Here is a 26,443-nt window from a genome sequence, read left to right on the forward strand (position 1 = left end):
GGTCAAGCAAATGTATGCTGCCTTTCTTTAATTTCTCTATTAAGTATGCAAAAAAGCCCGGCCCTTCTTCAAGAAGGGCCGGGCTTTTTTAAAGTCGGGGTGGCAGGATTCGAACCTACGACCTCGTCGTCCCGAACGACGCGCGCTACCGGGCTGCGCTACACCCCGAAAACTTGGCGGGCCGATGGGGCGGCTCCGCGTCGGGAATTCCAATGCTAAGTCAAGAATGCCTAAAAAAACCCCCAGCCCGAAGGCCGGGGGTTTTTTCGGGGGCAACTTGTCCCTCGGTCGGAGTGGCAGGATTCGAACCTACGACCTCCAGCACCCCATGCTGGCGCGATACCAGGCTACGCTACACCCCGAGGGAATTGGAGCTGCAAAGGTAGGCAAACAAAATTCGTTTCCGCAACATCAGGCGGCTATTTTTGCTCGTTACTCCGGAAAAAATAGCTAACTCTATCATTGGCAGGGGCTAAAAATCGTTAACTGGCAGAAGGAAGCTGCAAGCTGCCCGCCGCACTATCTTTACCCGAGCAACTTGACGGAATCAGCTCATTCGCTTTACTTTGCCTGGCTTTATGAAATCAATCTCCACTTTAGCGGGAAGCTTGTTGCTGGCCCCCCTTAGCCTGCTGGCCCAAACCACGCCACCGGGGGCCACTGGCGCCACGGCGGCAGCTGCGCCGGCCCCCATTGCGCTGGCCCCGGTAACGCCGGCCCCCGACCCCAACGCGCTTAAAATCAAAGCGGAGCAAAACCCCATTTCCCACACGCTCACCGTGCGCTGCGACGCGCCCGGCCCCACACGATTCGAAATAAACGACAAGGAAGGGCACCCGGTACTCACCAAAACGGTGATGGTTGGCACTACGCCGGTCGTGCTGAATGTAGCGTCGCTGCCGGCCGGGCCCTATGTGGTGCGGTGCACGGCCGGCGAGAAGAAAGGTACCCGCCTGGTGCAGCTCGGCAACTAGCCAGCCGCCCGCCAAAGCTGACAATACCCGGCCCCGATGCGAAATTATTCGCACCGGGGCCGGGTATTGTATTTCTAATATATAGTAAATATTCTACGTTGTTGCTGCCTCCGTCTGGAGCTGGCGCTCGTAGAGGGCGCGGTAGAGGCCGGCGGCATCGGCCATGAGGGCAGCGTGGGTGCCGTGCTGCACTATCTGCCCGTCGTCGAGCACCAGTATCTCGTCGGCCAGCTTCACCGAGCTTACGCGGTGCGAGATGATGAGACTGGTGCGGTTCTTCATCACTCGCTGGAGGCTATCGAGAATGGCGTTCTCGGTCTTGGTATCGACGGCCGAGAGCGAGTCGTCCAGAATCAGGATTTTGGGCTCCTTCACCAGGGCGCGGGCCATGCTCACGCGCTGCTTCTGGCCGCCCGAGAGCGTAATGCCGCGCTCGCCTACTTTGGTATCGAAGCCCTCGGGAAAGCGAATGATGTTTTCGTACACGTCGGCATCGCGGGCGGCCTGGGCCATGCGTACCTCGTCGGGCTGGTCGAGGCCGAAGTTAATATTGTGGCGAATGCTGTCCGAAAACAGAAACACGTCCTGCGGCACGTAGCCAATTTGCTCGCGCAGCGAAGTCAGCGCGTAGTCGCGCACGTCCACGCCATCGACCTGAATATCGCCGCTGGTCACGTCATACAGCCGGCAGAGCAGGGCCGCGATGGTGCTTTTGCCCGAGCCCGTGTTGCCAATCACGGCCAGCGTCTGGCCCGGCCGGATGCGGAAGCTCACGTCGCGCAGCGCCCGGATGCCGGTGTCGGGATAAGTAAACGTAACGTGGTCGAACACAATATCGCCGGCAATCTCGCGCACCACGTTCCGGCGCGAGATAATATCGGTCTTCTCATCCAGAAACTCGTTGATGCGGGCCTGCGAGGCCTCAGCGCGCTGCACCAGCGACGAGGTCCAGCCCAGCGCCGTGACGGGCCACGTCAGCAGATTCACATAGATGATAAACTCGGCGATGCTGCCGGTGGTGATGGTGCCACGAATAACTTCCTGGCCGCCAATCCAGACCGTGACAATGGTGCTGATACCCACCAGAAACATAATGAGCGGGAAGAACAGCGAGTTGACGAAGTTCAGGCTCAAGGACTTGTCTTTGTACTCGTTGGTCGATACCTGAAACTGCTCGTACGAGTCTTGCTGGCGCACAAACGACTTGAGCACCCGGATACCCGAAAATGCTTCCTGGGTGAAGGTAGTCATGGCCGCCAGCGCTTTTTGAATGTCGTCCGACTTCTTCTCAATCAGGTTGTTAACGTAAAAGATGCTGACCGACAGAATGGGCAGCGGCAGCAGCGTGAGCACCGTTAGCTTCACGTTGACGAGCAGCATGAGCGGCACCACGAGCACAAACAGCAGCACGAGCTGCAAAAAGTACATGATGCCCGGCCCGAGGTACATGCGCACCCGGCCCACGTCTTCGGAAATGCGCGACATGAGGTCGCCGGTGCTGTGGCGGCGGTAAAAAGCCAGCGGCAGCGACTGGTAGTGCTGGAAAATCTGGTTTTTCTGGTCGTTTTCGATGCGGCGCGACATCACAATGAGCGTCTGGCGCATAAAAAACAAAAAGATACCGCGCAGCAGGGCCAGCGCGATGATGACCATGCCGTAGAACAGCACGTTGCGCCCAAACAGCTGGTACACGCCCGCCTGCGCCTGCGTGCCGGCGTAAAGGTGGTAGAGGTCGATGCCCTCGTTTACCAAATCGAAGGAGTAGCGCACGAGCTGGGCTGGAAAAATAGTCAGCAGCGTACTCAGAATTACAAAGAGCACCCCGCCGAGGAAATGCCATTTATAGCGAAAAATATGCGGATTGACGGCGGCTAGAGCGCGGGTGGGCATGGGGAAGGGAGGGGCTAAGGCTGAAAAACCGGGCCTCAACCGAAAAAAAACGGGTACTTTTGTGGCCGCAACGGCGTTTGGGCCAGCTACAGCTGCCTAAACAAAGTTACGCCCCACTCTTCCCTCCCCATCCCACCCATTTTTCCTTTTTAACCCTATGGTACTCGACGCGCCAACCCAGGTGCCCGCTCCTATTTTTGAGCAGGTAGCCGAATTTCAGCACGAGCAGGTGGTGTACTGCCACGACCACGAAACCGGCCTCAAGGCCATTATCGGCATCCACAACACCGTCCTGGGGCCCGCATTGGGGGGCACCCGCATGTGGCACTACGCCACCGAGGCCGAAGCCCTGCACGACGTGCTGCGCCTGAGCCGGGGCATGACCTACAAGGCTGCCATCTCGGGCCTGAACCTGGGTGGCGGCAAAGCCGTGATTATCGGCGATGCCAAGCAGCTGAAAAACGAGGCGCTGCTGCGCAAGTTTGGCCGCTTCGTAAATAACCTGAACGGCAAGTATATCACGGCCGAGGATGTGAACATGACCACCAAGGACATGGAGTATATCCGCATGGAAACCAAGCACGTAGCCGGCCTGCCCGAGAGCATGGGCGGCTCGGGCGACCCTTCGCCCGTTACGGCCTACGGCACCTACATGGGCATGAAGGCCGCCGCCAAGAAAGCCTTCGGCTCGGATAGCCTCGCCGGCAAGCGCATTGCGGTGCAGGGCGTAGGCCACGTGGGTACTTACCTGCTGGAGCACCTGCAGAAGGAGGGAGCAAATATAGTGCTTACTGACTATTACGAGGAGCGTGCCTACGAGGCCGCCAGCCGCTTCGGGGCGCGGGCCGTGGGGCTCGACGAGATTTACGACCAGGACGTGGATATCTACTCGCCCTGCGCGCTCGGCGCTACCATCAACGACGACACCATCGGCCGCCTGAAGTGCCGCGTTATTGCCGGTTCGGCTAATAACCAGCTGGAAAAGGAAAACGAGCACGGCCCCGAGCTGGTGCGCCGCGGCATCGTGTACGCCCCCGATTTTCTGATAAATGCCGGTGGCCTTATAAATGTGTATTCCGAAGTAAGCGGCAGCAGCCGCCAGGGCGCGCTGGCCCAGACCGAAAAAATCTACGACTACACCCTGCAAGTGCTCGACAAAGCCGAGCAGGAAAATAGCCACCCCCAGGCGGCCGCCATCCGCCAGGCCCAGGAGCGCATCGAGCGCGTGGGCCGCGTAAAATCGACGTACTAAAAGGTTGGTTGTCAGTTGCTCGTTGTCAGTCGTTAGTCTCATAAAGAACTACTGACGACCAACAACAAGCAACTGACAACTGACAACTAACAACTGACAACTGACAACTAACCCATGCTAAACCGCCGTCTTCTCCGCATCAAAGTCATGCAGGCCCTTTATGCCTACCAGCAAGCGGTTGCCGCCGATTTGCTCTTGGCCCAGGACCGCATTGCGGCGGCTTTTGAGCCCGACCTGAGTGCCGCTGAAGCGCCCGACCGCCGCCTGCTCGAAGGCCAGCGCAAGCTGGGCGAAGCGCAGCTGCGCGAATGGCACCGCACCGGCGACGTGCCCGAGTCGGGCTCCGATGATAAGGAAGTAGCCGCCGCCGTGAAGGCCGCCATCGACTATTACCAGAAGCTGGTGCAGAAGGAAGGCGCGTTTTATGGCGGGCAGCTGCTGCACGGGGCCGAGAGCATTCACGACCAATACCTGCACCTGCTGAATATGCCGCAGGCGCTGCTCCAGGTGATTACCGAAGACAACGAGCGCGAGGCCCGCCGCTTTACCGGCCCGCGCTTCGAGGCGGAGGGTACGGCCCGGCTGTTTGAGAACGCGGCCTTTGCCAAGCTGCGCGAAAACGAGCAGCTGGTGCAAGCTACCATTAAGCGTAAGCTGCAATGGACCGATAGCGACGAGCTGGAAGCGCTGCGCGCGGCCTGGCAGCGGGAGATGAAGCCCGACGAGGCGGTGCAGGCGTACCTCGCCGGCAAGAATACCGGCCTGGTCGAAACCGACTACGAAGCCGATATGGAGCTGCTGCGGCATCTCTACAAAGACTTCGTATTCAAGGGCGAAGAGCTGCCCCGCTACCTCGAAAGCAACGACCTGAACTGGGAGGAAAACCGGCCCATCGTGCGTAACCTGGTGCTTAAAACCCTGAAAATGCTGCCCTACGGCGCCGATGAGAAGCAGGAGCTGATGAACCTGAGCGCCAACTGGCAGGACGACCGCGACTTTGCCGAAACGCTCTATAACCAGACCCTGGCCGACGATGCCAAGTCGGAAAAGCTCATTGCCGAATCGACGCAGAACTGGGACGTGGAGCGGGTAGCTTTGCTCGACAAAATCATTCTGAAGATGGCCCTGTGCGAGATGCAGCTTTTTCGCGGCATTCCCGTGAAGGTGACCATCAACGAGTACATCGAGATTAGCAAGATTTATAGCACCCCAAAGAGCAAACAATTCGTAAACGGCATTCTGGATAAGCTGGCCCAGGATTTAGCTGCCAGCGGCGAAATCCGCAAGTCGGGCCGGGGCCTGCTGGATAACCAGTAAGCTCAATGGTTAATCAAGTAATGGTCAATGGTTAATACCGTTCAGAGTTCGGGCGGCGTTGGCAACTGACCACGATAAGACTAACCATTAACCATTAATCAATTAACCACTCAAAAAACATGGCTAGCAAAACCACCACCGGATTGTTGTGCTTCACGGGCGGCGCTCTGGCAGGAGCCGCCATCGGCCTCCTCTACGCGCCCGAAACCGGGCGCGAAACCCGCTCCTGGCTCAGCTACCAGCTGGAGAAGTACCGCTCGGTGCTGGCCGACCTCACCGAAAGCCTGGTAACGAGCCGCGACAATGCCCCGTCATCGGCCAAGAGCGAGGGCCAGCGCGTGATTCAGGATGCCAAAAGCAAAGCGGAACAGCTGCTCGGCGATGTAGACCAGCTCATCAATCAGATTAACTCGCGGCGCGCGCTCTGAGTTGTCGGCTTTTTAAGGCGGGTGTCGTTGTGAGCACAGCAACCTAAGGGCACCCGCCCGGAGCCGGTTCGCACTTATTACCTTTTTTTCTGCACTATGCATCTTGTAACGTTAACCCCTGGCGACGGTATCGGGCCGGAGATAACCCGGGCCGTTCTCGACATTTTTGCCGCCGCCAAGGTGCCGGTTCGGTGGGAAGAGCACAACGCCGGCATTACTACGCTCGAAAGCGAGGGCGCGCTGCTGCCCCAGGCCCTGTTCGACTCGCTGGAGCGTACCCGCGTAGGCCTGAAAGGCCCCATCACAACGCCGGTGGGCAAAGGATTTCGTAGCGTAAATATCACGCTGCGCCAGAAGTACGACCTCTATCAGAACCTGCGCCCGGCCAAAACCACCGAAGGCATCAATACCCCTTTCAAAGGAATTGATTTGGTGCTGTTTCGGGAAAATACCGAAGGGCTCTATTCGGGCCTGGAAATGTGGGACGAGCGCCTGGGCATTGCCGATTCGGTAAGCCGCAACACGGTGCTGGGCTGCCGCAAAATCTGCCGCGCGGCCTTTGCCTACGCGGCCAAGCACGGGCGCAAGCACGTAACGCTGGCCCACAAGGGCAATATCCTGAAAATGGCTGGCAAGCTGATGCTCGACGCCTGCAAAGAAGCTGCCGCCGAGTTTCCGGCGGTAACATTCTACGATGACCGCATCATCGACAACATGTGCATGCAGCTGGTAAACAAGCCCCAGCAGTTCGACGTGATTGTAACCACCAACCTGTTTGGCGATATTCTCTCCGACCTCTGTGCCGGGCTGGTAGGCGGCCTGGGCGTGGTAGCCGGCGCCAACATCGGCGACGATATGGCCATTTTTGAGGCGGTGCACGGCTCCGCCCCCGACATTGCCGGCCAGGGCAAGGCCAACCCCACTGCCCTGCTGCGCTCGGCGCTGCTCATGCTGGAGCACCTCGGCGAAAAGGAGCACGCTGCTCGCATCGAGCACGCGCTCAATGAAACGCTCAAGCTAAAAGAGCAGTGCACCGGCGACCTGGGCGGCCGGGCTTCCACCCAGGAGTTTGCCCGCTTCGTTATTGAAAAACTGTAAGTTTACGGGCAGGTAGAACCGGCACCGCGCTTTCGCCAGAACAGAAAGTCCGGTTGTGGCGCTACCTGCCCTTCCTTTTATGCTACGCCACGCCGCTTACCCTTTTCTGCTTGCCGCCGCCTTGTTAGTGGGCTGCAATCGCGACAAAGCCTCCGAGGCTGGTACCCAGGGCATGAATGCTGCTGCCGAAGAGGCCGCCACCGATGCCAAAGCCAACCCGACCATCGACAACCCCAACGTAGCCAGCGATGTGGAGGCTCCCAACCCTGATGCACCGGTGCTGACCTTTGCCGAAAAGCAGTTTGATTTTGGCGATATCCGGCCCGATAGCAAGGTGCAGCATACCTTTAAGTTCACCAACACCGGCAAAACGCCGCTGCTTATTGCCGATGCGACGGCCAGCTGCGGCTGCACCACCCCCAGCTGGACCAAGGAAGCCATTGCCCCCGGCGCTACCGGCGAGCTGCAGGTGCAGTTCGATAGCCACGGCAAGCAGGGCCTTATCAGCAAGCAGGTAAACGTGCGGGCCAATACGCAGCCCAACATGACTACCTTATATATAAAAGGTAACGTGCTGACGAACTAATGAATTGAAATGTGAAAGATGTGAAAACGTAAAAAATGGGTTAGCAATAAGACAGGATGCAGATGTAAAAAACCTGTTCCCATTGAAAACACTTTTTCGCATCTCCCCTCTTTTCCACATTTCCACATTCAACACATTTCCCCATTTTTAGACTATGACTTTTCTTACTCTTTTGCTTCAGGCTCCCGCGAGCAGCGGCATTATGCAGCTTGTTTTTCCGGTTGCTATTGGCCTGGTGCTGTATTTTTTTATGATTCGGCCGCAGCAGCGCAAAACGGCCGATGCCAAAGCCTTCCGCGAGTCGCTGGTAAAAGGAACGCGCGTGGTCACCATTGGGGGCCTGCATGGCCTGCTGGTAGAAGTAGGCCCCGAAACCGTGCTGCTCGAAGTAGAGCGTGGCCAGCGCCTGCGCTTCGACCGTAGCGCCGTGGCGCGGGTAGCGGGCTCGTCGGCTGCGGAGAGTACCACGGCGGCCATCAGCTAGCATGAGGCCGGCGCTGCCCCCCGCACCTGGCGGCCGGGCCAGCCAGGTGCTGCGCCGCCTGCTGCGGCCGCTGGCTGGCAAAGAGCCCAGCTTTTACCGGGCGGTAATCGCCTGCTTTCTGATAGCCAGTACCCTCTGGATGCTGCGGGCGCTCAGCAACAGCTACACAGCTCCCATCAACTATCCGGTGAGCTGGCACTATAATCCGCAGCGCTATCACCCGGCCCGGCCCCTGCCTGCCACCGTGCCCATCGAAGTGCGAGGCAATGGCTGGCGCCTGCTGAGCCGGGCAATGGGCCTGCATATGCAGCCGGCCGATGTGCGCCTGCGCTTGCCCGGCACGCCGCCCTTTCGCTCGCCGCTGCGCCCCCCGTTGCGCCGCGCCCTGGGCACCGTACGGCTGCTGACACTGCCCAACGACTCGGCTACTTACTACCTGGTGCCGGGCGGCGACTCGTTGTGAGAGGTGAAAGCTGGCTGAAGCCTTCGCTAGCGCTTATATTTTCACGCTTAAGCTTTTAACTCAAACGCATTGCTACGCATCGGCATCACTGGCGGAATAGGCTCGGGCAAGAGCGTGGTGGCGCGGCTGTTTGCCACGCTGGGCGTGCCGGTGTACGATTCTGACAGCCGGGCCAAGTGGGTAATGGCTACCGACCTGGTGCTGCGCGAGCAGCTGCAAGCCGCCTTTGGAGTCGAGGCCTATGATGGCGACGGGCAGCTAAACCGGCCTTATCTGGCCAAAGTAGCCTTCCACGATGCAGCCCAGCTGGCGCGGCTCAATGCGCTGGTGCACCCGCGGGTGGGAGCAGACTTTGCGGCCTGGACGGCCGCGCAGCAAGCCGCTGGCTATGCATACATTCTCAAAGAAGCTGCCCTGCTCTACGAGTCGGGCGCCTACCGCACCCTCGACGGAATTATTACGGTGTTTGCACCCGCCGACGTGCGGGCGGCCCGGGTGTTGCGCCGCGATGCCCACCGCACGGCCGCCGACGTACAGGCCATCATGGGCAAGCAGCTCAGCGAAGAGGAAAAGCTGGCTCGGGCCGATTACGTAGTCTATAACGACGACTCGCAGCTGGTGCTGCCCCAGGTGCTGGCCCTGGACGCCGGCTTTAGAATGGGCAATAAGTAATGGGTAGTAGGTAATGTCGTTCTACATTCTTGACCAACATTACCTACTACCCATTACTTATTGCCAGGTCATCGGATAATCGGGTAGCGCTCAAAGGGGCGGTCCACGAACAGCTTGCGGTAGGTGGCGTGGGTTTTTACGATTTTGGCCCCGATGCTGCGCGTGGTAACGAGCATGCGGGGGTTAAAATCGCCAATCCAGTTCATTTCGATAGTCTGGTAGCCGGCCTCGATGAACCGCTGCTGCTCCCAGGTAAGCAATGCCTGGTCCACGCCCTTGCCCTGATAGTCAGGTATTACGCCGTAGATAATGCCGAGCAGCTTCTTATCGCGCCGCTGCATGTAGCGCCAGCGCTGCCACAGAAAGCGCAGCTTGCCGGGCAGGTTGAGGCGGTGGCCGATGTGCTTAAAAATCTGGTTCAGCTCGGGCAGGCTCAGGAAGAATGCCACCGGCTGGTCGTGGTGGTAAGCGAAGGCCAGCAGGCGCTCATCGAGCACGGGCTTCATCTCGCGTACGAGGTTGCGGGCCTGCGCCATCGTCATGGGCTTTACGCCGGCGTGGCGGCCCCAGGCCAGGTTATACACGTGGTGAAAATCCTGGGCCAGCTTTTCGGGCTCGGCCTGGCGGGCATGGGTAAAGCGGTACTCGCCAGTGGCCTCAAAGCCGGCCAGCTTCTGGTGAAAGCTCGGGTGCAGGGGCATTTCTACCGGCCGGTGGCAGGTGTACTGCTTAAAGTAGAGCTGAAACCCGTAGTTCTCAAATAGCTTCTGGTAGTAGGCCGGGTGCCAGAACATGCCGTAGTTGGGCTCGCGGTCGAAGCCCTCGATGAGCACGCCCCAGAACCGGTCGCGGTCGCCAAAATTAATAGGCCCATCCACGGCCAGCATACCCCGGCCGCGCAGCCACGCGCAGGCCACTTCAAAGAGCTGATTAGCGGCGGCCTGGTCGTTGATACATTCAAAAAAACCTATACCTCCGGTGGGCAGGGTGGCATCGGTAGCAGTGGCCGTAAGGGCATTAACAAAGGCCGCGATGCGCCCGATAACCTCGCCCCGCTCATTGGTGAGCAGCCAGCGCTGCGCCTGGCCACCCGCCGCGAAAAGCTGGTTTTTAGTGGGGTCGAATACGGCCTCTACTTCATTATCGAGCGGGCCGATGTAGGCGGGCTCGTGGCGGTGCAGGCGGTGAGGCAGCGCGCAAAACTGCCGCTGCCGGGTAGCAGAATTAACTTCAAGCAAAGGCATTGGGCAAAGGTAGCGGCCCTGCGCTGCTGGCAAAACCCTGGGCCCGCCCGCTGCGTTGAGGAAACGCCTTCTCTTTACTGAAATTAGCATGAGACGCTCCGACATTCTGACACGCCAAAACCGGATTGTGTACACCTTGCTACTCGTAACGGCTGCCATTGGCCTGGCCTGGGTGCTGTGGCGTCATCAGTACCTGGCGGGCCGCGAAAGCCCGTTGCCGGCTGCCTCCGCCGTGCCCGCCCGCTAAGCGGCTGGCTGGGCTGATTGTCAGGCGCCGCTGGCTTAAGCAGCTAGCGAAGCCAGTGACAGTGCCCGGCGCTTTAATCAGCTAAGCAGCGCTACGCTATTCGGCAGCTTCCGCTACGGTCAGAAACGCTTGCACGTCTCCGGTCAGCAACCCTACGTGCTGCGTGATTTTTTCGATGGGCCAGTCCCACCAGCGCAGGGCCAGCAGGCGCTGCACGGTGGCTGCGTCGAAACGCGGGCGCAGCTGCTGGGCGGGGTTGCCACCCACGATGCTGTACGGCGGCACATCTTTCGTTACCACCGAGTAAGCCCCCACGATTGCACCGTCGCCGATATGAACGCCGGGCAAAATGGCGGCGCGGTAGCCCAGCCACACGTCGTTGCCAATTACCGTGTCGCCTTTGCGGGGGTAGGCTTTGCCGGCCATCGCCCCCTGCCAGTCGTGGCCAAACACGGCGAAGGGGTAGGCCGTAACCGCGTGGGTAAGGTGGTTGGCACCGTTCATAATAAACTCGACGCCCGAAGCTACCATGCAAAACTTGCCAATGCGCAGCCGGTCGCCGGTAAAGTCGAAGAGGTAGCGTACCTGCCGCAAAAAGTTGTCAACCGTCTCGGCATCATCGTAATAGGTATAAGCGCCCACGCTAATTTGCGGGTGTTGCACCAGGTTTTGTAGAAAGCAAAGCCGGTCGTAGCCCGCCAGCGGGAAAACGGTAGAGGCGTCGGGAGCAGCCATAAGCTGGCACATGGGTCCAAATAAAGCCACAAGCGGCAGCGCTAAAAATAAGCGCAGCCGACGACAAGATGCACGAACCCCTTGTCTCAACGTCCAAAACGTTCGGTTGCTCCTAAACTTGCGGCCCTTGGTGAGGCCACAAGTAAGACCCAGCTGGTAGTTTCAACAGACTTGTGTAATTAAAAAGCAAAACACCCACTCAGCTTTGCAGCTAAGTGGGTGTTTATCAACGTGGGAGATACTGGGTTCGAACCAGTGACCCTCTGCTTGTAAGGCAGAGGTATGGTAGTGGTTGTTGTTAACTGATGCAGCTTAAATATTGCTTAAAACAGCCTTAAAGGGCATATTGGTTAATTAGGTCTAGTGATTATTACTGGTATTTTCACTACATTTGTGTAAACCGACGTGTAAACCAACGCGGTTTACACCATGAGCAAAACCACTGAGTACAAAGAGGGACGGGCTACGGTCCGTATTGTCTATTACACAAGCAAAACCCTGGCTGATGGCAGTCACCCTTTCATGGTGTGCATCACCAAGGACCGCAAACGCAAGTATCTAGCGACCGGCCTCTCGCTGCTGCCTAAATACTGGAACGCCGAGAAGAGCAACTACCGCGACGCCATCCGCAAGAGCTATCCCGAGCCCCACCGCGAAGACTTACTGACGGACCTAGAGAAGGAGGAGCGGAAGTACAGCAAGGCGGCCACGGAGCTTGCCAGGGCCGACGAGCAACACGATGCGCCTGCCGTTGCCGCTAAGGCAGTGGAGAGTCGCAAGGCTACGCGCCGCGTGCTATTGCTGGCCTATATCGAAGAGTTAGCTCAGAGTATGGTGCTGGCGAAAAAATTGAAAAACGCCAGCGTGCATCGTGATTTAGCTAGCCAGCTTCGGAAGTTCATCAAAATGGAATACGAGGTAGCTGACCTGCCCTTTGAGCGCATCAACGTAGCCTTTTGCCAAGAATGGGAAAATGCGTTGCGTGCCACTGGGGCCGCTGATACGACGCTTTCCAATCGCTTCCGCACCCTGCGAGCTGTGTTTAATAAAGCCATCGCGACCGGCGCTGCTAAGCCTGAGCATTATCCCTTCGCCCGCACTGTGGCCGAGAAGCACAAGTTCAGCATCGGCAAGTTCGACGTGAGTACTGCTAAGCGGGCGCTTCCTCGCGAGGCCGTGGAGCGCATTGAGGACTTCGAGCCAGTTACCGACCGGCAGCGCCTGGCGAAGGAGGTATTCCTTTTTTCCTTTTATGTGGGGGGCATCAACTTCGTGGACCTAGCTCAGCTACGCTGGCAGGATGTGAGCTTCAACGCAAACGGCCAGCCCGAGCGACTCCATTACGCGCGCCAGAAAACTGGCGGTAAGTTCGCCTTCCGGCTGTTGGAGCCTGCCGCTGCTATCCTGATGGCCTACGAGCCGTTGACGCGGGCTTCCGCGAAAAGCTATGTATTTCCTATTTTAGATTCGGGGCGCCATATGAGCCCAACTCAGATTGATAACCGCTTGCATAAAGTGATGGGCATGGTTAACAAGGACTTGAAGGTGGTGGCCGAGGAGGTTGGCATCTCGATTTCTCTCACGACCTACGTGGCCCGTCACTCCTTCGCTACCAACCTGCATCAGGAAATTGACAATATTGGAATAGTTTCGCAATTGATGGGTCATAAGACGGCAGCCGTGACCGCTACCTATCTTGATGACTTCGCTTCCGCGCAGGTCGATTTAGCCTTAGAAGGGTTGTTGCGTAAGCCCAAAAAAACTTTGACCGAGCCGTAAATGTCATAAAAATATGCGGTGGGTTCCGTTGCAATTTTACGGATACTTAGTAGCACCTATCAGTAGCTGCCGAGTGAGTTTTCCAACTAACCCTAATTACTTATCGCACCCTCCCTTACTCTCAACGTGGGCTTCGCCCACATCCTGGATGAGTTCCGCAACATCGTGCGGCAGGAACTCGCCGCCCTTCTGCAAACCCCCCACGCTGCGTCTACGGAGGCGGTTGGCGGTATTGACCTTGCAGTAGAAATCACGCGCCTTAGCAAGTCGCGCATCTATGCTCTCGTGCAGCAGCGAGGCATCCCGCACAGTAAACGGGGCAATAAGCTGTATTTTAATCGGGCCGACTTACTGGCTTGGGTTAAAGTGGGCAACCGTAAGGAAAAATAAAGCCTCTTTCAATCCTTGACTGCCGACCGGCGTGTTATGGTTGGGGTGATAGCCCCTTGCCGTAACACGCCGTTTGCTTGGCCTACCGATGAGGTGAACTACCTGATTTTACTAGGCCTCCTCGTACTGACGTGCCGACACGTACTGGCCCCATAGCTCTCGCTTAATACAGGGTGCCACCCCCACTTGCGCAGCTAGCTCCGTCTCCATCAGGCGTTGTACCTGGTCGGCGTGGGGGAGGGGTACGACCAACGAGTCGTGAACCGTCAGCATCGGCACCTGCGGCAGCGCCTTAGCGACTTGGCGCCCAATCCGTAGCAGTAGTAGCCTAGCCTCAAGTGTTTGCAGCAAGCGGGGCAAAGCGGTATGGTCTCCCTTTTTCAAGAGGCGCACGACTTTATCCACGGTTGGAAATATCTTGGTGAAAGCTCGCTTTCCGGGCGTGGAGTAGTTGTTCTTACTAAAGAGCACCAGAAAGATGAGTTCCTTCACGGCGCCCAGCGTTGCTGCCAGGTTGGCCTCTTCTTCGCCCAACTCAGCCATAGCCTCCCGCAGCCGCTGGTAAAACTGCCCGGAGCTTGTCCACTCGCGAAATTTATCAAGCTCTTGCTGCTCAGCTTCATGTAGGGTATTTACTAACATAATGTCAATATCCCCTCCTCTCTCCTTATTCCTCTCCCTTATCTCCTTCCCCACCTCCTTCCACCTCAAGCGCCCGCGGACGCCCGCGTGCTTCTGCAACGCTGGGTTGTAAAATATGGGGTCCAGTAGCAGGTTGAGCAAAAATGGCTGGCTATTGGCCAAATCTAGCGAGACGAGTTGGCCTTGGCCTTCGGCGTATAGGTAGGGGCGCAACACGCTGCTCATGTTGGTGAGTGTGGTGTGCAGTCGCCCTCCAGCTTGGTCCAACAAAGGGTTCAATTCCTGCCCCGCCAGCCGGACGACAGTATTCACCCGTTGGTTGTACTGTTCCACGGGGTCTACGAACTGCTCCACATCCTGAGCGTGCGCCCACCGACGCTTCCAGCCCGCGCTCTTGCGCCGCCGCAAGCTGGGGTTGACCTGCTGGCGAGCCAACTCTTCAGCAGCGGCCTGTAATGCTGCTCGTTCGTCAATGCGAAAGGGCGTGGCACCTGGCTCAAGCCAGCCCAACAGGTGTCGGTGCTCCCGGTAGCGCATCCGCTCTTTGCCCGATAGGTCGCGCTGCTGGTGCTGGCGACTTAGTCGAACCTTAGCCGCAAATTTATCATCTCCTACGGCCACCAGTTGCACGCGGGGGTGGCTACGGGCGGTTGGCCCACCTCCTAGCGACTGCTCGCAATAAGCTGCTGGAAAACGGTAGCCAGTGCACTTACCCCGGCGGTTGGGCGAAGCAGGCCGGTAGTGGTCATCGGTTTCAAGCAAGCCCGTCTTCACGGCGTATTTCAGGTACAGGTGGTAGTCGCGGACGGTCCGTTGCATCCGCTTCGCACTCATAGGCACGAATCCATTCCATTCCCGCACCCGCCGAGCTAGCTTCCGGTTGTGGGCAGGCAACTCAGTTACCAAGCTGAGTAGGTGGGCTAGCGCAGCCCGCTTAAAGTCGGGGACTTGGTGTGGAGGATGCAGCAGCAGATGCTTATCCAAATCGAGTGTGGCGGGTAGCAGTAGGTACATACACTGCGAAAAACGCAATGCCAGCGCAAGAAACCAAAGGGAAGTCCCGGTTGAGATTAATCCTCAGTTATAATTTAGATACACAAATTTTGCCCTAGCCATGCATCTCCACTGAGCTTAACCCATGACATACTGCTCGTCACTACTAGCGGCTATACTCCCGTGCGGGCGTGGTACCCCACTAATGGCACGCAACTACTCTTAGAGCGGTTCCTACTTCGGCGTAGTTCACTCATTCGTTATCCTCCTCAACGTAATCCCCTTCCTGATACTCTTCCAAATCCTCTATATAGGCGGCACACAAATGGTAGACAAGCAACATGGGGGACGAATCAGAAGTTGTAAACAATTCCCGCTGTTCAATATATAGCTCCTCGCCTCCCGGGCTATCGGCGTGCGTAAGACGGTCACCAGCCACGGGTAAACTGTTGGTTAGTTTGTAAAAGCGGTGGATTTGGTCGAGCGCCGCGTCATGTGCCCGGCACCAGCGCGCGTAGCCTTTGCTCAGGCGTTCACTGCCATCTAGCTGCCCAAGCATCACGCTGTGGTAGCGTTTGTGCACCGCCTCGCTCATGCGTGTGCTCCAAGTGACCCACACATCTAGGTCGGGCGCGATACGCAAATAGTCGCCTTGTGTACGAATCATGACGCTACTGAAAAGTCAGTGATTGCAGAAGTGGACCGCATCGCCTCATAGCGGTACCGCACGATGTCTAAGCAGTAGGTGATAACAACCTGCTCGTTGCTCCCCTGATGGCTTACTGCGAACTGCCGCTCTTCCACCCGCAATTCTAAGGGGCCCACCAAGAACTTGTCCATTGGTGCGGGCACTTGGCCGCTAAGGCGATAGAGGTCGGTCAGGACTTGAGCCGTACGGTCATCCAACTGCTCAATGGTACTTAGCACCATCGAGGCGGCTTCAGCTACGTGCTCTTCCGCTTTTATACTGTCTTGTTCGGCAGTCTGGAGACGGAGTTGCCACTCCTTCGTAAAAGCTGGCGTGCGTGCCGACCAATGCAGAAATAACCTCAGGTTTGGGTTTAGCTGATAAGACAATTGAGAGTCAAGCATAGTACTACTACTGAGGGCTGAAAATGGTCCGTATATGTGCTTTACCGTCACGGCGCTCAGACTCGGCCCCAATGAGAACCGACACACTGATGCGCTCCCCACTAGGAGTCCGCCACAATTGTTCGCCAATGCTGGTAAACTGCCGGTTGTAGAGACGCACGACGGCATCCAATTCGGTTAGCGGTGACGACAGCGTGGCTAGACTACACTTGCCCTTGGTAAAGTAGTAAGTGAGGGAACGGCTACCGTCGCCATCCTGAAAATGGACCTGTACTTCATCGGTAGGGGTGCCTGGCTTGCGGTAGTAGCCTTCATACTGGTAGACCCCCTCTTTGTGTAGACTATCTAGCACTTCGAGTAAGGGCAGGCCGAAGCGTTGACCAATGGGTTCGGTAATTTCAGGCGGACTAGCCTGCGAGCGAAGCACTAGAAGTAGGAGTAGGGTAAGTAAGTATTTTTTCATGAGCTGGCAGAGTAACGCCCAAAAATAAGGCGGCAAATCCGAAATGCATCACCAGGGATGCTTTTTGCCGTCGGGTCGCGATGGAGCTTGCCGCCGTGAAACACGCGGCCGGAATTTTGGCTTTTGGCCACCATTTGCGACGGCTGCGCAGGGCGCGAAAGCTCACCCAGGAGGCGTTGGCGGATTATGCAGAAATTTCCCGCCCCACTGTACAGCGCATGGAAAAGGGCCAAGCTGCCCCCACCCTGGAAGTGTTGCTTTCCCTGGCGCAGGTATTGCAAGTACCCCTGCGCGACCTAATAGATGCGCCTGGCATCACCCCACAGGAGTAGTGTCATGGGGGGTTAGTGGTTAGAATCGTCTCTAGTTGGACAAGATAAACTATCCAGTAAATCCACTTAACTAGCTGTTTAATAAAGGCGTAAATTATTAGCGAGGTTAATTTTCAACCAAGATTTTCGCTAGGGTTTGGCTTAGGCTCTAGTAGATAATTGGTCAGCACGGCTAGAAATACACCAGCTAACGGGGCGGCTATGTATACCCAAGCAGCGGTTAGGTGACCGCTCAGTAAGGCCGGGGCCAGCGAGCGAGCCGGGTTCATGGATGCCCCGCTGAGCGGTCCACCTACCAGTGCCTCTAGCCCCACAGTGGCGCTGATGGTAAGGCCTACTAGCAGTCCCTGCTCGTAATAGCTTGACGTGACGCGCAGGATGATGAGCATTAGCCAGAAGGTTAGACCCACCTCTACACCAAAGGCCTGAGTGGCGCTGTGGGCGGGCAGCGTAGCACCCAGCGACGAGCCGGGGGAGGCGAGCAGCCACACCGCCCCGCTGCCCAAGAGCGCCCCCAGCAACTGCGCCAGTACGTAGGGTAGCACCCGGCGGCCCGGAAAGCGCCCGGCGGCCCAGAAGCCGATGGTCACGGCCGGGTTGACGTGCGCTCCACTCACGTGCCCGAGGCCTTGAATAATGATAAGCACGATGAGCCCGAAGGCAGCGGCCACCCCGCCGTGGCCCAGGTTATGCGCCTGCTCGTCCACTACCACCGCGCCCGTCCCGAAAGTCAGCAAAAAGGCTGTGCCGAGCACTTCGGCAAGCAGGCATTGGCGGAGGGTAAACGTCATAGAGTTGCCCTGTTTTAAGGCCTGAAAAATAAGCGCCCGCGCTGGGCGCGGGCGACTGACCTAGAAGAAGAAATGATAAAGGCTACCTACGCTACCGTGCCACCGCAGCTGGAGCCCGCGCCGGCCGTGCAGCCATAGCAGTGCTGATTCAGCACGATGGGTCGCTGGGCCAAAGCTGCCGCGTCGAAGTCGCGGATGTGCTGGCTGGTACTGGCCACGTGTAGGTCAAGCATCTGGTTGAAGTCACAGTCATAAAGGCTACCGTCCCAGCCCACTGAGATAGTGTCGCGGCACATCACGCCCGCCGCCGCAGCGGGATTAAAAGCGTTCACCAGCTTCTCCATGTAGCCCGCGTAGTTGCCCGATTCGACCAAGTAGTCGAGAAAGCGACTAACAGGCAGGTTGGTGATGGCAAACAGGCTGTTAAATACAATGCCGTGGTCTTTGAGCAAGGCTTGCTTGAACTGCCGCTCTAGTGCCGTCTGCGGGCCGGGCATAAAGGCGCCAGCTGGGTTGTACACCAAGTTCAATATCAGGCCTGTACCTGACTGGCCATAGCCTACGGCGTTGAGCATTTTCAATGCTTTAATCGAATCGTCGAACACGCCGTCGCCGCGCTGGCGGTCGGTTTTGTCGGCCGAATAGAAGGGCAGCGAGCTGACCACTTCCACGCCGTGCTTTTTGAAAAACTCGGGCAGGTCGTGGTACTTCTTGTTGGCCACGATGATGGTGAGGTTGCATCGTACCAGCACCTTGCGGCCCAGCGCCGTAATCTGCTCCACAAACCACCGGAAATCGGGGTTCATCTCGGGGGCACCGCCGGTGAGGTCCACCGTGGGAATGTCAGTCTGAGCTAGCGCATCGAGGCAAAGCTGCATCGTTTCGCGGGTCATGATTTCCTTGCGGTCAGGGCCAGCATCGACGTGGCAGTGCTTGCACACTTGGTTGCACATCTTGCCTACGTTGATTTGCAGCACCGCCGGCGCCACCGGCCGCAGCGGAAATAGGCCCGTTTCCCGCATCTTCTGGTGAAAAGGCGGGAGATGTAGCACGTCTACCACTTCCTGGCGTAGCACGGTGAGCTGAAAAGCCGAGTCAGCAAGTTGACTGCCGGTGGCTTTGAGAGATTTTGTCATGTAGAGAAGTAGCGCGAACTCACTGAGCCCGCCCGAGGAACAATAGGTAACAACGCGGTGGCGCAGCCTAGTAAGCCCGTGCCAAGGTGTTTTACATGGATAACTCTTTAACCTTGTTCATCATTTGCACCCCGTGCACTAGGGTCGCACCGCCGCGAATGGCAGCGGCTACGTGCACCGCCTCCATCATTTCAGGCTCGGTGCAGCCTTTTTCAAGCGTATCGGCCGAGTAGGCGTCGATGCAATAGGGGCACTGCACGGCGTGGGCTACGGCCAGGGCAATGAGCGATTTTTCGCGGGCCGTGAGGGCGCCTTCCGCGAAAACGGCCCCATAGTAAGCGAAAAACTTGTCGGCAAACTCTTTCTGAAACTCACCGATGTTTCCAAATTTTTTGAGGTCAGCGGGATTGTAATATGTTTCCATGAAGCAGGTTTTATTAAAATACGAAAAAAAGGAGGGGGCCAGATTGCCGGTCAGCTACTCGTAGAGGTTGCGCATCCGGCGCTGGGAAGTTAGCACTACCCAATCGCCCAACTGAGGTAGCAGCGAATGTACCATCAAGATAAGGCGGCCCAGGGCCGAAATAACCGTACGTCGCCGCCGCCTTCGCACGTGGCTCAGGATGATAGCCGCTACCTGGGCTTGCGACTTTTGCCAACGGGGAGGGCGGTACGCAATGGGTACGGGCTGGCCCGCCGCGTCGAGCACGCGCTTATCGGGGTCGTTCTGAGTAAAGCCAATGTGCACCACCCCGAAATGCACGCCTGTGTCGGCCAGTTCCAGGCGTAGTGTGTGGGCCAGATTAGCCAACGCGGCCTTTCCCGCGCAGTAGGCCGAGCCGCTCGGCATACCGTTGAGGGCGGAAATAGAGGAAATGAACGTGACGCTGCCCCTAGCCCGGATGAGGTGCGGCAGCGCCGCTTTGAGTGGGTACACCGAGCCGTACACGTTGCTGTCGAGCACCTGCCGAAACACCTCCGGTTGCATGTCGGCGAAGTAAGCCCTTTGCGAAATGCTGGCGTTAGTAATTAAGATGTCAAGCCGACCGAAGTGAGCAATTGCGGTAGCTACCAGGCGCTCGCAGGCGGCATAGTCAGTGATGTCGGCCACACAGGCCGCCACTTGGTAACCCTCGGCAGCCAGCACTTGGCGGGTGTGTTCAAGGCGTTCAGACTGGCGGCCGTTAAGCACCACAGCGGCCCCCTGCCGGCAAAAGGCACGGGCCGTTTCGCGGCCAATGCCCGATTCGGACCCCGTAATCAAGGCAACCCGTCCAACTAAGGGGGCCATCTGGTTACGAAACATAGCCGTGAGTTTTAAACCAGTCGAAGGCTTCGCCAATCGCTTGGTGAATAGAAGTTTGGGGTAGGGACAATTCCGCGCGGGCTTTCTGCGGCGTGAAGTAGTGGCCGTCGTTGGCCACAGCCACCATCGCGGAGTTTACCTGCGTTGCGCGGCCTGTGAGGCGGGCCTTTAAATCACAAGCAGCCCCATACAAGCTGGCCAGCAGTGGTAGCACCGGCCAGCGCGGCGGCGCCACGCCCGCCACGCGGGCCATGAGGGCGAAGGCTTCGCGGTAGCTCAGATTCTCATTGCCCAGAATGTAGGATTCGCCCACCCGGCCCTGCGTGAGGGCATTGACCGTAGCCACGGCCACGTCGTGTACGTGCACGTAGTTTTTGCCACCAAGCGGGTAGCCGGGTAGACGGCCTTCCCGCAGTTCAAGCAGCAGCGCGCCGGAAGTAGGCTTGGCATCACCGGGGCCCAGCATAAAGGTGGGGTGCACAAGCACGGCGGGCAACTGCTCGCGGGCCACGGCGGCTAGCACGCGGTCGGTAGCGGCACGCTTGCTGTCCATGTAGTCGAGGCCGTAGCGGTGGCCGGTGTAGGGCCGGGTTTCGTCGCCGGGCCGGGCTTTGGTGCCAAAGCCAAAGACGTTAGCTGTACCCACGTACACAAGGCGGCTAACTCCTCCCTTACGCGCCAATCGCAGGGCCTGCTCGGTACCATGAATATTGGTGTCCCGAACGGCTCGGCTGCGGGCCGGATTTACCTGAGCCACCGCAGCGGCATGAATGATGGCCGCACAACCACCAATAGCTTCGGCTAGGGCTGCTTTGCGCACTACCTGTGCTAGGTCTAGTTCACACACCTCAATGGGCATCGATTCTAAGGAAGGCAAGGCTGCCGGGGTCACGCTGCCCGGCCGCACGAGAGCCCGCACGGGATAGCCCCGGCGCAGCAGTTCGGCTACGAGGTGGCGGCCCAAAAAGCCGTTGGCACCAGTCACGAGCACACGAGGGAGCAGGGGCAACGACACCAGCTAACGATAATTAAGCATCCGCTTGTAAGTGCGAGCAATGCGGGGGGTGGGCTGCTTGAGCAAATACATGGCAAAGGCCGTTAGGTTCGCTAGTTGAACGCGGAGCCAGCTATTAGTCTCGTACTTACGGGCCGATACTATTACGTCGAGCGGCACGATGTAAAAGCTGGCCACCCGCTGGATGCGCTGAATAATCTCGAAGTCTTCCATGATGACAAACTGCTCGTTGAAGCCACCGAGCTGCTCAAATAGCTCGCGGGTGATGAACAACGTCTGGTCGCCGCCCCGGCTCATTATACCTTTAAAGCGAGTGCCGTAGCTGTTGAGGCGCAGCAGCGGGTGCGGCGAGTCGAAACGAAAGCGGTAGCAGCCCGCTACGTGCCCCTGAGCCACGGCCGCTTGCACGGTGGCCACGTAGTCGGGGTGAATACCCACATCGGCGTGCACAAAATAGAAGATGTCACCGCGCGCGTGCTGGGCGCCGTAATTCAACTGGGCCGCGCGGCCCGGCTTGGGAGCTTCTAGCACAGTAGCGCCGGCGGCGCGGGCGGCCTCGGCCGTGCCATCGGGACTGCGGGCGTCTACTACCAGAATTTCGACGGAACCCGGCGAAGCGTAGCGGCGCAAGTCAGCCACCAGCCGACCAATGTTAGCAACTTCGTTATAAGTCGGAATAATTACGCTGAGCATACAGGCAAAACTGCTACGGAGCCGCAACTTCCGCATGAATTAGTAAAGACGAGGTTTGGTCAGGTTAAAAGGCTTCCCCGACTGTGAGGTAAAAGCCGCTTGATTGCTGCCCCAAGCCGTAGTCGAGGCGCACATTGAGGTGGTCACGCCGATTGGCGGTGAAGCGCAGGCCCGCCCCGTAGGCTCCTTTCAACTCGCTTAGGCGCAGCACCGCCTGCTCACTACCCAGGGCTCCCACGCCCCCAAATACCACCGCGCCCAGGCGCTTGTACACGTCCACCCGCAGTTCCGACTGCACCAAGGCGGCGTTCTGGTCGCGGTAGCGGCCCTCGTAGTAGCCCCGCAGCCGCCGCGAGCCGCCCAGCAGCGACAGGGCATTAAACGGGGCCGTGCCCACGATAAAGCTGCCATAGTAATTAACGGCCAATACGGTGTGTTGCCCTAGCGCATGGTACTCCGACACATCAGCCACGTAGCGGTCGAAGTAGGTCGTCTCACCCGCTAGACCCGCGCCCACGGCCCGGTTGCGCACAAAGGCACTGAGGTCGGCTACTACGCCTTTTTTAGGAAAGAAAACGTTGTCGCGCGAATCGTAAAACAGGCCCAGCCCGCCGCCGGTGAGGCGGCTGCCCAGCCCACCGGGCACGGTGCCGCTGGCTAGCAGGCCCCCGGCTTCGACGCTGCTCACACTGTAGTCCTCGTACTGGAAGCGCAGGCCCGCGTAGAGCTTGCCCGCGCCGGTGCCCGCACCCACGCGCCGGAAGACATTCAGCCGCACGCGGGGAAAATTGACGCCGTACAGCTCGCGTGGCACTTCGCGCTGGCCCACGCCATAGAAGTAGTAGTTGTAGCGGTAGTAGCCGGCCTCGCCGTAGGCGTAGTAGCGGTTGTGGTCGTAAAAAATCTGGAAGGGCAGGTAGAGCAGCAGCTGGTGATTTTGGGTGTAGGCTAGGGCTAGGGTGAGTTGCGAGGGGCGGGCTGCGGCAAACCCATCGTCGCGCCTGAAATGCACAGTAGCCGTGGCGGCCACGCCATATGCCAGCCGGGTTTCGGGCGTGTAGTACACCAGGGGCACCGGAATTAGCGACAGGCGCTTGGGGTGCACCGTATCGGCGGGGGTTAGCCCAGCTAGGGCCAGCAGTACGGTGTTCAGGAACACGGCAGAGATTAGAATTTCTAACGTCTACGAAATTGCCGTGGCGGGGAGATTGCCGCCCAGCAATCTTTAGGGTGACCCTTTTCCGTATGTAGTCCTCAATGAATAAGCTCATGAAAACCTCGACTCTGGCCGCCCTGGTGCTGGCGGCCGGCACGCTTACCGCCTTAGCCGTAGTGGTGCCCGGCCTCAATCCTGTATCGGAGCCCACCTACACTGTGGCCGCCACCGGGGCGTTGGTTGACCACAGCGCCTACGACAAGCTGCTCAAAAAGCACGTAACTGCTCAGGGTCTAGTTGACTATCAAGGATTTAAGGCTGATGAGGTGACTTTTAATCAGTACCTGGCCCTGCTGAGCAAAAACCCGCCAGCGGCCAACTGGAGTAAGGCCGACCAGATGGCGTATTGGATAAATGCCTACAACGCCTACACTATCCGCCTCATCCTCAATCACTACCCGGTGCAGAGCATCAAGGATATTGGCTCGAAAATCAAGATTCCGTTCGTGACCACGCCCTGGGCGGCCAAGTTCTTCAGCATTGGGGGCCAGCAGATGAGCCTCGACAACATCGAGCACGGGATTTTGCGCAAGAAGTACGACGACCCGCGCATCCACTTTACGTTGGTATGCGCGTCCATCTCCTGCCCGCGTCTTCGTAACGAGGCTTACACGGCCGCGCAACTGGAGAAGCAGCTCGATGACCAGGGCCACGACTTTCTGAACAACCCGGCCAAGAACAAAATCAGCAAGTCGGAGGCGCAGCTCTCGAAATATTTTGACTGGTACAAGGGCGATTGGCAGAAGAATGGCCAGTCGGTGGTAAAGTGGGTCAACCGCTACTCGACCACCAAGATTGACGACAACACCAAGATTACTTACCTGGACTATAACTGGAACCTGAACAAGCAGTAACCCAGCCGTAGCTTCGTCCACCACGCTACTTCTCTCCCTATTCATGAGTTATCTCGAAACCACCGCCGACGTGTACCGCCAAGCGGCCCAGGAGCCCCAGGTGGGCCTCTGCTGCACTACCAACCCCGTGTGGCAGCTGCCCGGTCTGAGTATTCCGCAACGTATGCTGAGTATGAACTACGGCTGCGGCAGCACCGTGAACCCGCGCGACTTGACTAACTCGCCCACAGTGCTCTACGTGGGCGTAGGGGGCGGCATGGAGTTGCTGCAATTTGCTTACTTCAGCCGTCGGCCGGGAGCTGTGATTGGCGTAGACGTGGTGAACGAAATGCTCGACGCCTCGCGCGAAAACATGCAAACTGCCGCCGAACAAAACGAGTGGTTCCAGCCGGAATTTGTGGACCTGCGCGCTGGCGATGCCCTGCACCTCCCGGTAGCCGACGAGAGCGTAGACGTGGCGGCCCAAAACTGTTTATTCAACATCTTCAAGCTCGACGACCTACGCCGCGCCCTTCAGGAAACCTACCGGGTGCTCAAGCCCCACGGCCGCCTCGTGATGTCGGACCCGACCTGCGAGCAGCCTATGAGTGACGAACTGCGGGCCGATGAGCGCCTGCGTGCCCTTTGCCTTACTGGCTCACTGCCCTTGCAGGAGTACCTCAATATGATAACTGAGGTGGGTTTCGGCACGGTGGAAGTGCGCGCCAAGCGAGCCTACCGGGTGCTCTCGCCGCAGCACTACGCCACCGATGAGCTGATTTTCATCGAGAGCGTGGAGGTGTGCGCCATTAAGGACCCCATGCCAGCCGATGGGCCTTGCATTTTCACCGGCCGCACCGCCATCTATTACGGGGCCGAAGAGTATTTTGACGACCACAAAGGCCACGTGCTGCTGCAAAACCAGCCCCTGGCTGTATGCGACAAAACTGCCGGCGCACTGGCTAGCTTAGGCCGCGACGACATCTTCATCTCGCCCTCAACCTACCACTACGATGGGGGTGGCTGCTGCTAAGTAGTCCTTGGAATACCTCTCGGAACGTCATGCTGCGCCTTGTCCAGCATGACGTTCCTTTTTACTATTTCGGTGGTCAGGCCAGTATGCTTACTCTCAATCTGCTTTTACTAACTTTCCTGCCGTTGAGTACCTCGGTTGGGGATGCTTCGCCGCTCGCTGCGGCCGAGGTACGCCATTATAGCATTGAGGTGGCGGGTATTCGGGTCGGAAGCATGACGGCCACGCGGCAAGCCGCCGTGGGACCTGACGTAACCTACTCGCTGGTAAGCGATGTGAAGGTTAACTTTTTGCTTTACCACCTCAAGATTTACTACCAGGTAATTAACCGTTTTCATAACGGCCAGTTGCTGCTCTCGACGGTGGAAGCCCACACCAACCAAGGCGATTTTGCTTCGCGGGCCGAGTGGAAGGGTGACCACTACGACATCGTAGCCGACCAGTATAAACACCATTACAAGGCTACTGAAACGCAGCCCATCCGCTACGCGGTGACCAACCTATTTTTTGGCGAGCCACCAGCGGGTCAGGCGCGGGCGTTTGCTGAATATTTTGGTGATTATTTCGCGCTGAGCCGGGGCAAGGCGGGTAGCTGGCAGGCCGTGCGCGACGGCCGCGAGGATGAGTACCAGTACGCCAATGGCCAACTGGTGAAGATTATCAAAAAGAACCCACTCAAGAACTTCATCATCCGTCTGCTGCCGGAGTAGCTTGAACGCTTAGCGGGCCACTCATAACGAGTTAATATACCTTCTGGCCGCGCCGAAGCCAGATGCCCCAGGTGGGCGAATAGGCGTGCACCCGGTTGGTGGGCTGATTTGCTGCCGTGACGACGGGCTGCCCCTCGTTTACCCACTCGAAGATGCCGCCGTAGAGGTTGCGCACGTTGGTGAAGCCAGCGCGCCGAAGCTGGTCGCCGATTTTCTCGCTGCGTGCCCCAACTGAGCAGTACACCACTAGGGGCGCATTTTTGGGCAAGTCCGCCACGGTCGCCAATGAAAACTTATCGAAGCCCACTAGCCGCGCCCCGCGCAAATGGCTGACGGCAAACTCCGGAGCCTCACGGGTATCGAGTAAGATGGGCACGGGCTGCTGCCGTAGCTGGGCGACGCTTACGAAGGGCACCGACTCTTTGAGTAGGCCGTGGAGCATGGCCGAGTAAAGGAGGTTGGTGGTCCTGGGAGTGTCGGGCCGGCGGTGCTGGCAAGACACAAACCCCAGCAATGCCAGCACCCCGAGCCAGGAAAAAAAGCGCGTCATAAAACTGCCGATGAAATGAGGATACTGACTGCCTTAGGCTGGCCTGGCCGAGTAGCTACGTAGCCGGGAGGCCGAGCGG

At 58.2% G+C, this 26,443-nt stretch carries 31 protein-coding genes and 2 tRNA genes; 16 read left to right on the forward strand and 17 right to left on the reverse strand.

The features are described from left to right. Positions 1 to 94: 94 nt before the first annotated feature. Positions 95 to 168 (reverse strand) — tRNA-Pro (locus F6X24_RS05230). A 120-nt stretch (positions 169 to 288) separates the two neighbouring features. After that, positions 289 to 362: transfer RNA gene (locus F6X24_RS05235), tRNA-Pro, on the reverse strand. 216 nt (positions 363 to 578) lie between these two features. Here F6X24_RS05235 and F6X24_RS05240 point away from each other — a divergent pair. Continuing rightward, complete coding sequence (locus F6X24_RS05240; RefSeq protein WP_151087006.1) at positions 579 to 974, forward strand: T9SS type A sorting domain-containing protein; 396 nt, start codon at positions 579 to 581, stop codon at positions 972 to 974. Between the two features lie 93 nt (positions 975 to 1,067). Here the strand turns inward: F6X24_RS05240 and F6X24_RS05245 are convergent, their stop codons facing one another. Next, positions 1,068 to 2,864: an ABC transporter ATP-binding protein gene (locus tag F6X24_RS05245; protein ID WP_151087008.1), complete on the reverse strand. Its 1,797-nt coding sequence runs from the start codon at positions 2,862 to 2,864 to the stop codon at positions 1,068 to 1,070. 157 nt (positions 2,865 to 3,021) lie between these two features. Here F6X24_RS05245 and F6X24_RS05250 point away from each other — a divergent pair, with 157 nt between their 5' ends. The 8 genes from F6X24_RS05250 to coaE all read left to right on the forward strand — a co-directional run bounded on the left by F6X24_RS05250 (position 3,022) and on the right by coaE (position 9,164). Beyond that, positions 3,022 to 4,116, forward strand: coding sequence for a Glu/Leu/Phe/Val dehydrogenase dimerization domain-containing protein (locus F6X24_RS05250; protein ID WP_151087010.1), 1,095 nt, complete (start codon positions 3,022 to 3,024; stop codon positions 4,114 to 4,116). A gap of 114 nt (positions 4,117 to 4,230) precedes the next feature. Next, positions 4,231 to 5,433, forward strand: coding sequence for a transcription antitermination factor NusB (gene nusB / locus F6X24_RS05255; RefSeq protein WP_151087012.1), 1,203 nt, complete (start codon positions 4,231 to 4,233; stop codon positions 5,431 to 5,433). Positions 5,434 to 5,552: 119 nt separating this feature from the next. Further along, the gene (locus F6X24_RS05260; RefSeq protein WP_151087014.1) at positions 5,553 to 5,861 is read left to right on the forward strand and encodes a YtxH domain-containing protein; all 309 of its coding nucleotides are present in this window, start codon (positions 5,553 to 5,555) and stop codon (positions 5,859 to 5,861) included. A 96-nt stretch (positions 5,862 to 5,957) separates the two neighbouring features. Further along, complete coding sequence (locus tag F6X24_RS05265) at positions 5,958 to 6,959, forward strand: isocitrate/isopropylmalate dehydrogenase family protein (RefSeq protein ID WP_151087016.1); 1,002 nt, start codon at positions 5,958 to 5,960, stop codon at positions 6,957 to 6,959. A 79-nt stretch (positions 6,960 to 7,038) separates the two neighbouring features. Beyond that, positions 7,039 to 7,545 carry a DUF1573 domain-containing protein gene (locus F6X24_RS05270; protein ID WP_151087018.1) on the forward strand — a complete coding sequence of 169 codons (507 nt, stop codon included), beginning with the start codon at positions 7,039 to 7,041 and terminating at the stop codon, positions 7,543 to 7,545. A gap of 154 nt (positions 7,546 to 7,699) precedes the next feature. Beyond that, positions 7,700 to 8,029 (forward strand): preprotein translocase subunit YajC, encoded by a 330-nt coding sequence (gene yajC / locus F6X24_RS05275; RefSeq protein WP_151087019.1) that lies wholly within the window; start codon positions 7,700 to 7,702, stop codon positions 8,027 to 8,029. Position 8,030: 1 nt separating this feature from the next. Next, positions 8,031 to 8,492 carry a hypothetical protein gene (locus F6X24_RS05280; protein ID WP_151087020.1) on the forward strand — a complete coding sequence of 154 codons (462 nt, stop codon included), beginning with the start codon at positions 8,031 to 8,033 and terminating at the stop codon, positions 8,490 to 8,492. Positions 8,493 to 8,561: 69 nt separating this feature from the next. After that, positions 8,562 to 9,164 (forward strand): dephospho-CoA kinase, encoded by a 603-nt coding sequence (gene coaE / locus F6X24_RS05285; protein WP_151087021.1) that lies wholly within the window; start codon positions 8,562 to 8,564, stop codon positions 9,162 to 9,164. A 68-nt stretch (positions 9,165 to 9,232) separates the two neighbouring features. Here the strand turns inward: coaE and F6X24_RS05290 are convergent, their stop codons facing one another. Continuing rightward, a complete protein-coding gene (locus F6X24_RS05290; protein WP_151087022.1) occupies positions 9,233 to 10,408 on the reverse strand; it encodes a hypothetical protein in 1,176 nt (391 codons plus the stop codon). A gap of 88 nt (positions 10,409 to 10,496) precedes the next feature. Here F6X24_RS05290 and F6X24_RS18895 point away from each other — a divergent pair, with 88 nt between their 5' ends. Then, positions 10,497 to 10,655 carry a hypothetical protein gene (locus F6X24_RS18895; RefSeq protein ID WP_191906469.1) on the forward strand — a complete coding sequence of 53 codons (159 nt, stop codon included), beginning with the start codon at positions 10,497 to 10,499 and terminating at the stop codon, positions 10,653 to 10,655. Between the two features lie 96 nt (positions 10,656 to 10,751). On the opposite strand, the gene F6X24_RS05295 is transcribed toward F6X24_RS18895, so the two are convergent. Then, positions 10,752 to 11,390 (reverse strand): CatB-related O-acetyltransferase, encoded by a 639-nt coding sequence (locus F6X24_RS05295; RefSeq protein WP_151087023.1) that lies wholly within the window; start codon positions 11,388 to 11,390, stop codon positions 10,752 to 10,754. A gap of 429 nt (positions 11,391 to 11,819) precedes the next feature. On the opposite strand from F6X24_RS05295, the gene F6X24_RS05300 reads away from it, so the two are divergent. Together F6X24_RS05300 and F6X24_RS05305 are read left to right on the forward strand one after the other, a co-directional pair. Then, complete coding sequence (locus F6X24_RS05300; RefSeq protein ID WP_151087024.1) at positions 11,820 to 13,169, forward strand: site-specific integrase; 1,350 nt, start codon at positions 11,820 to 11,822, stop codon at positions 13,167 to 13,169. 126 nt (positions 13,170 to 13,295) lie between these two features. Continuing rightward, a complete protein-coding gene (locus F6X24_RS05305; RefSeq protein WP_191906470.1) occupies positions 13,296 to 13,559 on the forward strand; it encodes a helix-turn-helix domain-containing protein in 264 nt (87 codons plus the stop codon). Positions 13,560 to 13,670: 111 nt separating this feature from the next. Here the strand turns inward: F6X24_RS05305 and F6X24_RS05310 are convergent, their stop codons facing one another. From F6X24_RS05310 to F6X24_RS05325, 4 genes are all read right to left on the reverse strand, one after another. After that, a complete protein-coding gene (locus F6X24_RS05310; protein WP_151087026.1) occupies positions 13,671 to 15,020 on the reverse strand; it encodes a hypothetical protein in 1,350 nt (449 codons plus the stop codon). A 427-nt stretch (positions 15,021 to 15,447) separates the two neighbouring features. Further along, the gene (locus tag F6X24_RS05315) at positions 15,448 to 15,861 is read right to left on the reverse strand and encodes a hypothetical protein (protein ID WP_151087027.1); all 414 of its coding nucleotides are present in this window, start codon (positions 15,859 to 15,861) and stop codon (positions 15,448 to 15,450) included. Continuing rightward, a complete protein-coding gene (locus tag F6X24_RS05320) occupies positions 15,858 to 16,286 on the reverse strand; it encodes a hypothetical protein (RefSeq protein ID WP_151087028.1) in 429 nt (142 codons plus the stop codon). The genes F6X24_RS05315 and F6X24_RS05320 overlap by 4 nt, the downstream gene beginning before the upstream one ends. 7 nt (positions 16,287 to 16,293) lie before the next feature. Next, positions 16,294 to 16,749, reverse strand: coding sequence for a hypothetical protein (locus tag F6X24_RS05325; protein WP_151087029.1), 456 nt, complete (start codon positions 16,747 to 16,749; stop codon positions 16,294 to 16,296). Between the two features lie 80 nt (positions 16,750 to 16,829). On the opposite strand from F6X24_RS05325, the gene F6X24_RS05330 reads away from it, so the two are divergent. Then, positions 16,830 to 17,081, forward strand: a complete 252-nt coding sequence (locus F6X24_RS05330) for a helix-turn-helix domain-containing protein (RefSeq protein WP_151087030.1) — start codon at positions 16,830 to 16,832, stop codon at positions 17,079 to 17,081. Positions 17,082 to 17,194: 113 nt separating this feature from the next. Here F6X24_RS05330 and F6X24_RS05335 read toward each other — a convergent pair whose 3' ends face one another. The 7 genes from F6X24_RS05335 to F6X24_RS05365 all read right to left on the reverse strand — a co-directional run bounded on the left by F6X24_RS05335 (position 17,195) and on the right by F6X24_RS05365 (position 23,181). Then, positions 17,195 to 17,872 (reverse strand): MIP/aquaporin family protein, encoded by a 678-nt coding sequence (locus F6X24_RS05335; protein ID WP_151087031.1) that lies wholly within the window; start codon positions 17,870 to 17,872, stop codon positions 17,195 to 17,197. A gap of 86 nt (positions 17,873 to 17,958) precedes the next feature. Next, positions 17,959 to 19,008, reverse strand: coding sequence for an arsenosugar biosynthesis radical SAM (seleno)protein ArsS (gene arsS / locus F6X24_RS05340; protein WP_151087032.1), 1,050 nt, complete (start codon positions 19,006 to 19,008; stop codon positions 17,959 to 17,961). Positions 19,009 to 19,099: 91 nt separating this feature from the next. Continuing rightward, positions 19,100 to 19,432 (reverse strand): arsenosugar biosynthesis-associated peroxidase-like protein, encoded by a 333-nt coding sequence (locus tag F6X24_RS05345; RefSeq protein WP_068229436.1) that lies wholly within the window; start codon positions 19,430 to 19,432, stop codon positions 19,100 to 19,102. Positions 19,433 to 19,486: 54 nt separating this feature from the next. Then, on the reverse strand, positions 19,487 to 20,299 hold the full coding sequence (locus F6X24_RS05350; RefSeq protein ID WP_229725363.1) for an SDR family oxidoreductase: 813 nt from the start codon (positions 20,297 to 20,299) through the stop codon (positions 19,487 to 19,489). A 4-nt stretch (positions 20,300 to 20,303) separates the two neighbouring features. Beyond that, on the reverse strand, positions 20,304 to 21,323 hold the full coding sequence (locus tag F6X24_RS05355; protein WP_317132520.1) for an NAD-dependent epimerase/dehydratase family protein: 1,020 nt from the start codon (positions 21,321 to 21,323) through the stop codon (positions 20,304 to 20,306). Between the two features lie 9 nt (positions 21,324 to 21,332). Next, a complete protein-coding gene (locus F6X24_RS05360) occupies positions 21,333 to 22,022 on the reverse strand; it encodes a TIGR04283 family arsenosugar biosynthesis glycosyltransferase (protein ID WP_151087034.1) in 690 nt (229 codons plus the stop codon). A gap of 64 nt (positions 22,023 to 22,086) precedes the next feature. Continuing rightward, positions 22,087 to 23,181, reverse strand: coding sequence for a BamA/TamA family outer membrane protein (locus F6X24_RS05365; protein ID WP_151087035.1), 1,095 nt, complete (start codon positions 23,179 to 23,181; stop codon positions 22,087 to 22,089). Between the two features lie 110 nt (positions 23,182 to 23,291). Here F6X24_RS05365 and F6X24_RS05370 point away from each other — a divergent pair, with 110 nt between their 5' ends. The 3 genes from F6X24_RS05370 to F6X24_RS05380 all read left to right on the forward strand — a co-directional run bounded on the left by F6X24_RS05370 (position 23,292) and on the right by F6X24_RS05380 (position 25,814). After that, a complete protein-coding gene (locus F6X24_RS05370; RefSeq protein WP_151087036.1) occupies positions 23,292 to 24,092 on the forward strand; it encodes a DUF547 domain-containing protein in 801 nt (266 codons plus the stop codon). A 43-nt stretch (positions 24,093 to 24,135) separates the two neighbouring features. Further along, positions 24,136 to 25,104: an arsenosugar biosynthesis arsenite methyltransferase ArsM gene (gene arsM / locus F6X24_RS05375; RefSeq protein WP_151087037.1), complete on the forward strand. Its 969-nt coding sequence runs from the start codon at positions 24,136 to 24,138 to the stop codon at positions 25,102 to 25,104. Between the two features lie 86 nt (positions 25,105 to 25,190). Then, on the forward strand, positions 25,191 to 25,814 hold the full coding sequence (locus F6X24_RS05380; protein ID WP_151087038.1) for a DUF6134 family protein: 624 nt from the start codon (positions 25,191 to 25,193) through the stop codon (positions 25,812 to 25,814). A gap of 31 nt (positions 25,815 to 25,845) precedes the next feature. On the opposite strand, the gene F6X24_RS05385 is transcribed toward F6X24_RS05380, so the two are convergent. Further along, on the reverse strand, positions 25,846 to 26,364 hold the full coding sequence (locus F6X24_RS05385) for a rhodanese-like domain-containing protein (protein ID WP_151087039.1): 519 nt from the start codon (positions 26,362 to 26,364) through the stop codon (positions 25,846 to 25,848). Positions 26,365 to 26,443 lie beyond the last annotated feature (79 nt).

The organism is Hymenobacter baengnokdamensis (assembly GCF_008728635.1).
Taxonomy (GTDB): Bacteria; Bacteroidota; Bacteroidia; order Cytophagales; family Hymenobacteraceae; genus Hymenobacter; species Hymenobacter baengnokdamensis.

Excerpts from the sequence above, each read along its gene's own strand:
- F6X24_RS05240 (WP_151087006.1), top strand. The coding sequence starts at position 579 with ATGAAATCAATCTCCACTTTAGCGGGAAGCTTGTTGCTGGCCCCCCTT.
- F6X24_RS05245 (WP_151087008.1), bottom strand. The coding sequence starts at position 2,864 with ATGCCCACCCGCGCTCTAGCCGCCGTCAATCCGCATATTTTTCGCTAT.
- F6X24_RS05250 (WP_151087010.1), top strand. The coding sequence starts at position 3,022 with ATGGTACTCGACGCGCCAACCCAGGTGCCCGCTCCTATTTTTGAGCAG.
- nusB (WP_151087012.1), top strand. The coding sequence starts at position 4,231 with ATGCTAAACCGCCGTCTTCTCCGCATCAAAGTCATGCAGGCCCTTTAT.
- F6X24_RS05260 (WP_151087014.1), top strand. The coding sequence starts at position 5,553 with ATGGCTAGCAAAACCACCACCGGATTGTTGTGCTTCACGGGCGGCGCT.
- F6X24_RS05265 (WP_151087016.1), top strand. The coding sequence starts at position 5,958 with ATGCATCTTGTAACGTTAACCCCTGGCGACGGTATCGGGCCGGAGATA.
- F6X24_RS05270 (WP_151087018.1), top strand. The coding sequence starts at position 7,039 with ATGCTACGCCACGCCGCTTACCCTTTTCTGCTTGCCGCCGCCTTGTTA.
- yajC (WP_151087019.1), top strand. The coding sequence starts at position 7,700 with ATGACTTTTCTTACTCTTTTGCTTCAGGCTCCCGCGAGCAGCGGCATT.
- F6X24_RS05280 (WP_151087020.1), top strand. The coding sequence starts at position 8,031 with ATGAGGCCGGCGCTGCCCCCCGCACCTGGCGGCCGGGCCAGCCAGGTG.
- F6X24_RS05290 (WP_151087022.1), bottom strand. The coding sequence starts at position 10,408 with ATGCCTTTGCTTGAAGTTAATTCTGCTACCCGGCAGCGGCAGTTTTGC.
- F6X24_RS18895 (WP_191906469.1), top strand. The coding sequence starts at position 10,497 with ATGAGACGCTCCGACATTCTGACACGCCAAAACCGGATTGTGTACACC.
- F6X24_RS05295 (WP_151087023.1), bottom strand. The coding sequence starts at position 11,390 with ATGGCTGCTCCCGACGCCTCTACCGTTTTCCCGCTGGCGGGCTACGAC.
- F6X24_RS05300 (WP_151087024.1), top strand. The coding sequence starts at position 11,820 with ATGAGCAAAACCACTGAGTACAAAGAGGGACGGGCTACGGTCCGTATT.
- F6X24_RS05310 (WP_151087026.1), bottom strand. The coding sequence starts at position 15,020 with ATGCAACGGACCGTCCGCGACTACCACCTGTACCTGAAATACGCCGTG.
- F6X24_RS05315 (WP_151087027.1), bottom strand. The coding sequence starts at position 15,861 with ATGATTCGTACACAAGGCGACTATTTGCGTATCGCGCCCGACCTAGAT.
- F6X24_RS05320 (WP_151087028.1), bottom strand. The coding sequence starts at position 16,286 with ATGCTTGACTCTCAATTGTCTTATCAGCTAAACCCAAACCTGAGGTTA.
- F6X24_RS05325 (WP_151087029.1), bottom strand. The coding sequence starts at position 16,749 with ATGAAAAAATACTTACTTACCCTACTCCTACTTCTAGTGCTTCGCTCG.
- F6X24_RS05330 (WP_151087030.1), top strand. The coding sequence starts at position 16,830 with ATGGAGCTTGCCGCCGTGAAACACGCGGCCGGAATTTTGGCTTTTGGC.
- F6X24_RS05335 (WP_151087031.1), bottom strand. The coding sequence starts at position 17,872 with ATGACGTTTACCCTCCGCCAATGCCTGCTTGCCGAAGTGCTCGGCACA.
- arsS (WP_151087032.1), bottom strand. The coding sequence starts at position 19,008 with ATGACAAAATCTCTCAAAGCCACCGGCAGTCAACTTGCTGACTCGGCT.
- F6X24_RS05345 (WP_068229436.1), bottom strand. The coding sequence starts at position 19,432 with ATGGAAACATATTACAATCCCGCTGACCTCAAAAAATTTGGAAACATC.
- F6X24_RS05350 (WP_229725363.1), bottom strand. The coding sequence starts at position 20,299 with ATGGCCCCCTTAGTTGGACGGGTTGCCTTGATTACGGGGTCCGAATCG.
- F6X24_RS05360 (WP_151087034.1), bottom strand. The coding sequence starts at position 22,022 with ATGCTCAGCGTAATTATTCCGACTTATAACGAAGTTGCTAACATTGGT.
- F6X24_RS05370 (WP_151087036.1), top strand. The coding sequence starts at position 23,292 with ATGAAAACCTCGACTCTGGCCGCCCTGGTGCTGGCGGCCGGCACGCTT.
- arsM (WP_151087037.1), top strand. The coding sequence starts at position 24,136 with ATGAGTTATCTCGAAACCACCGCCGACGTGTACCGCCAAGCGGCCCAG.
- F6X24_RS05380 (WP_151087038.1), top strand. The coding sequence starts at position 25,191 with ATGCTTACTCTCAATCTGCTTTTACTAACTTTCCTGCCGTTGAGTACC.
- F6X24_RS05385 (WP_151087039.1), bottom strand. The coding sequence starts at position 26,364 with ATGACGCGCTTTTTTTCCTGGCTCGGGGTGCTGGCATTGCTGGGGTTT.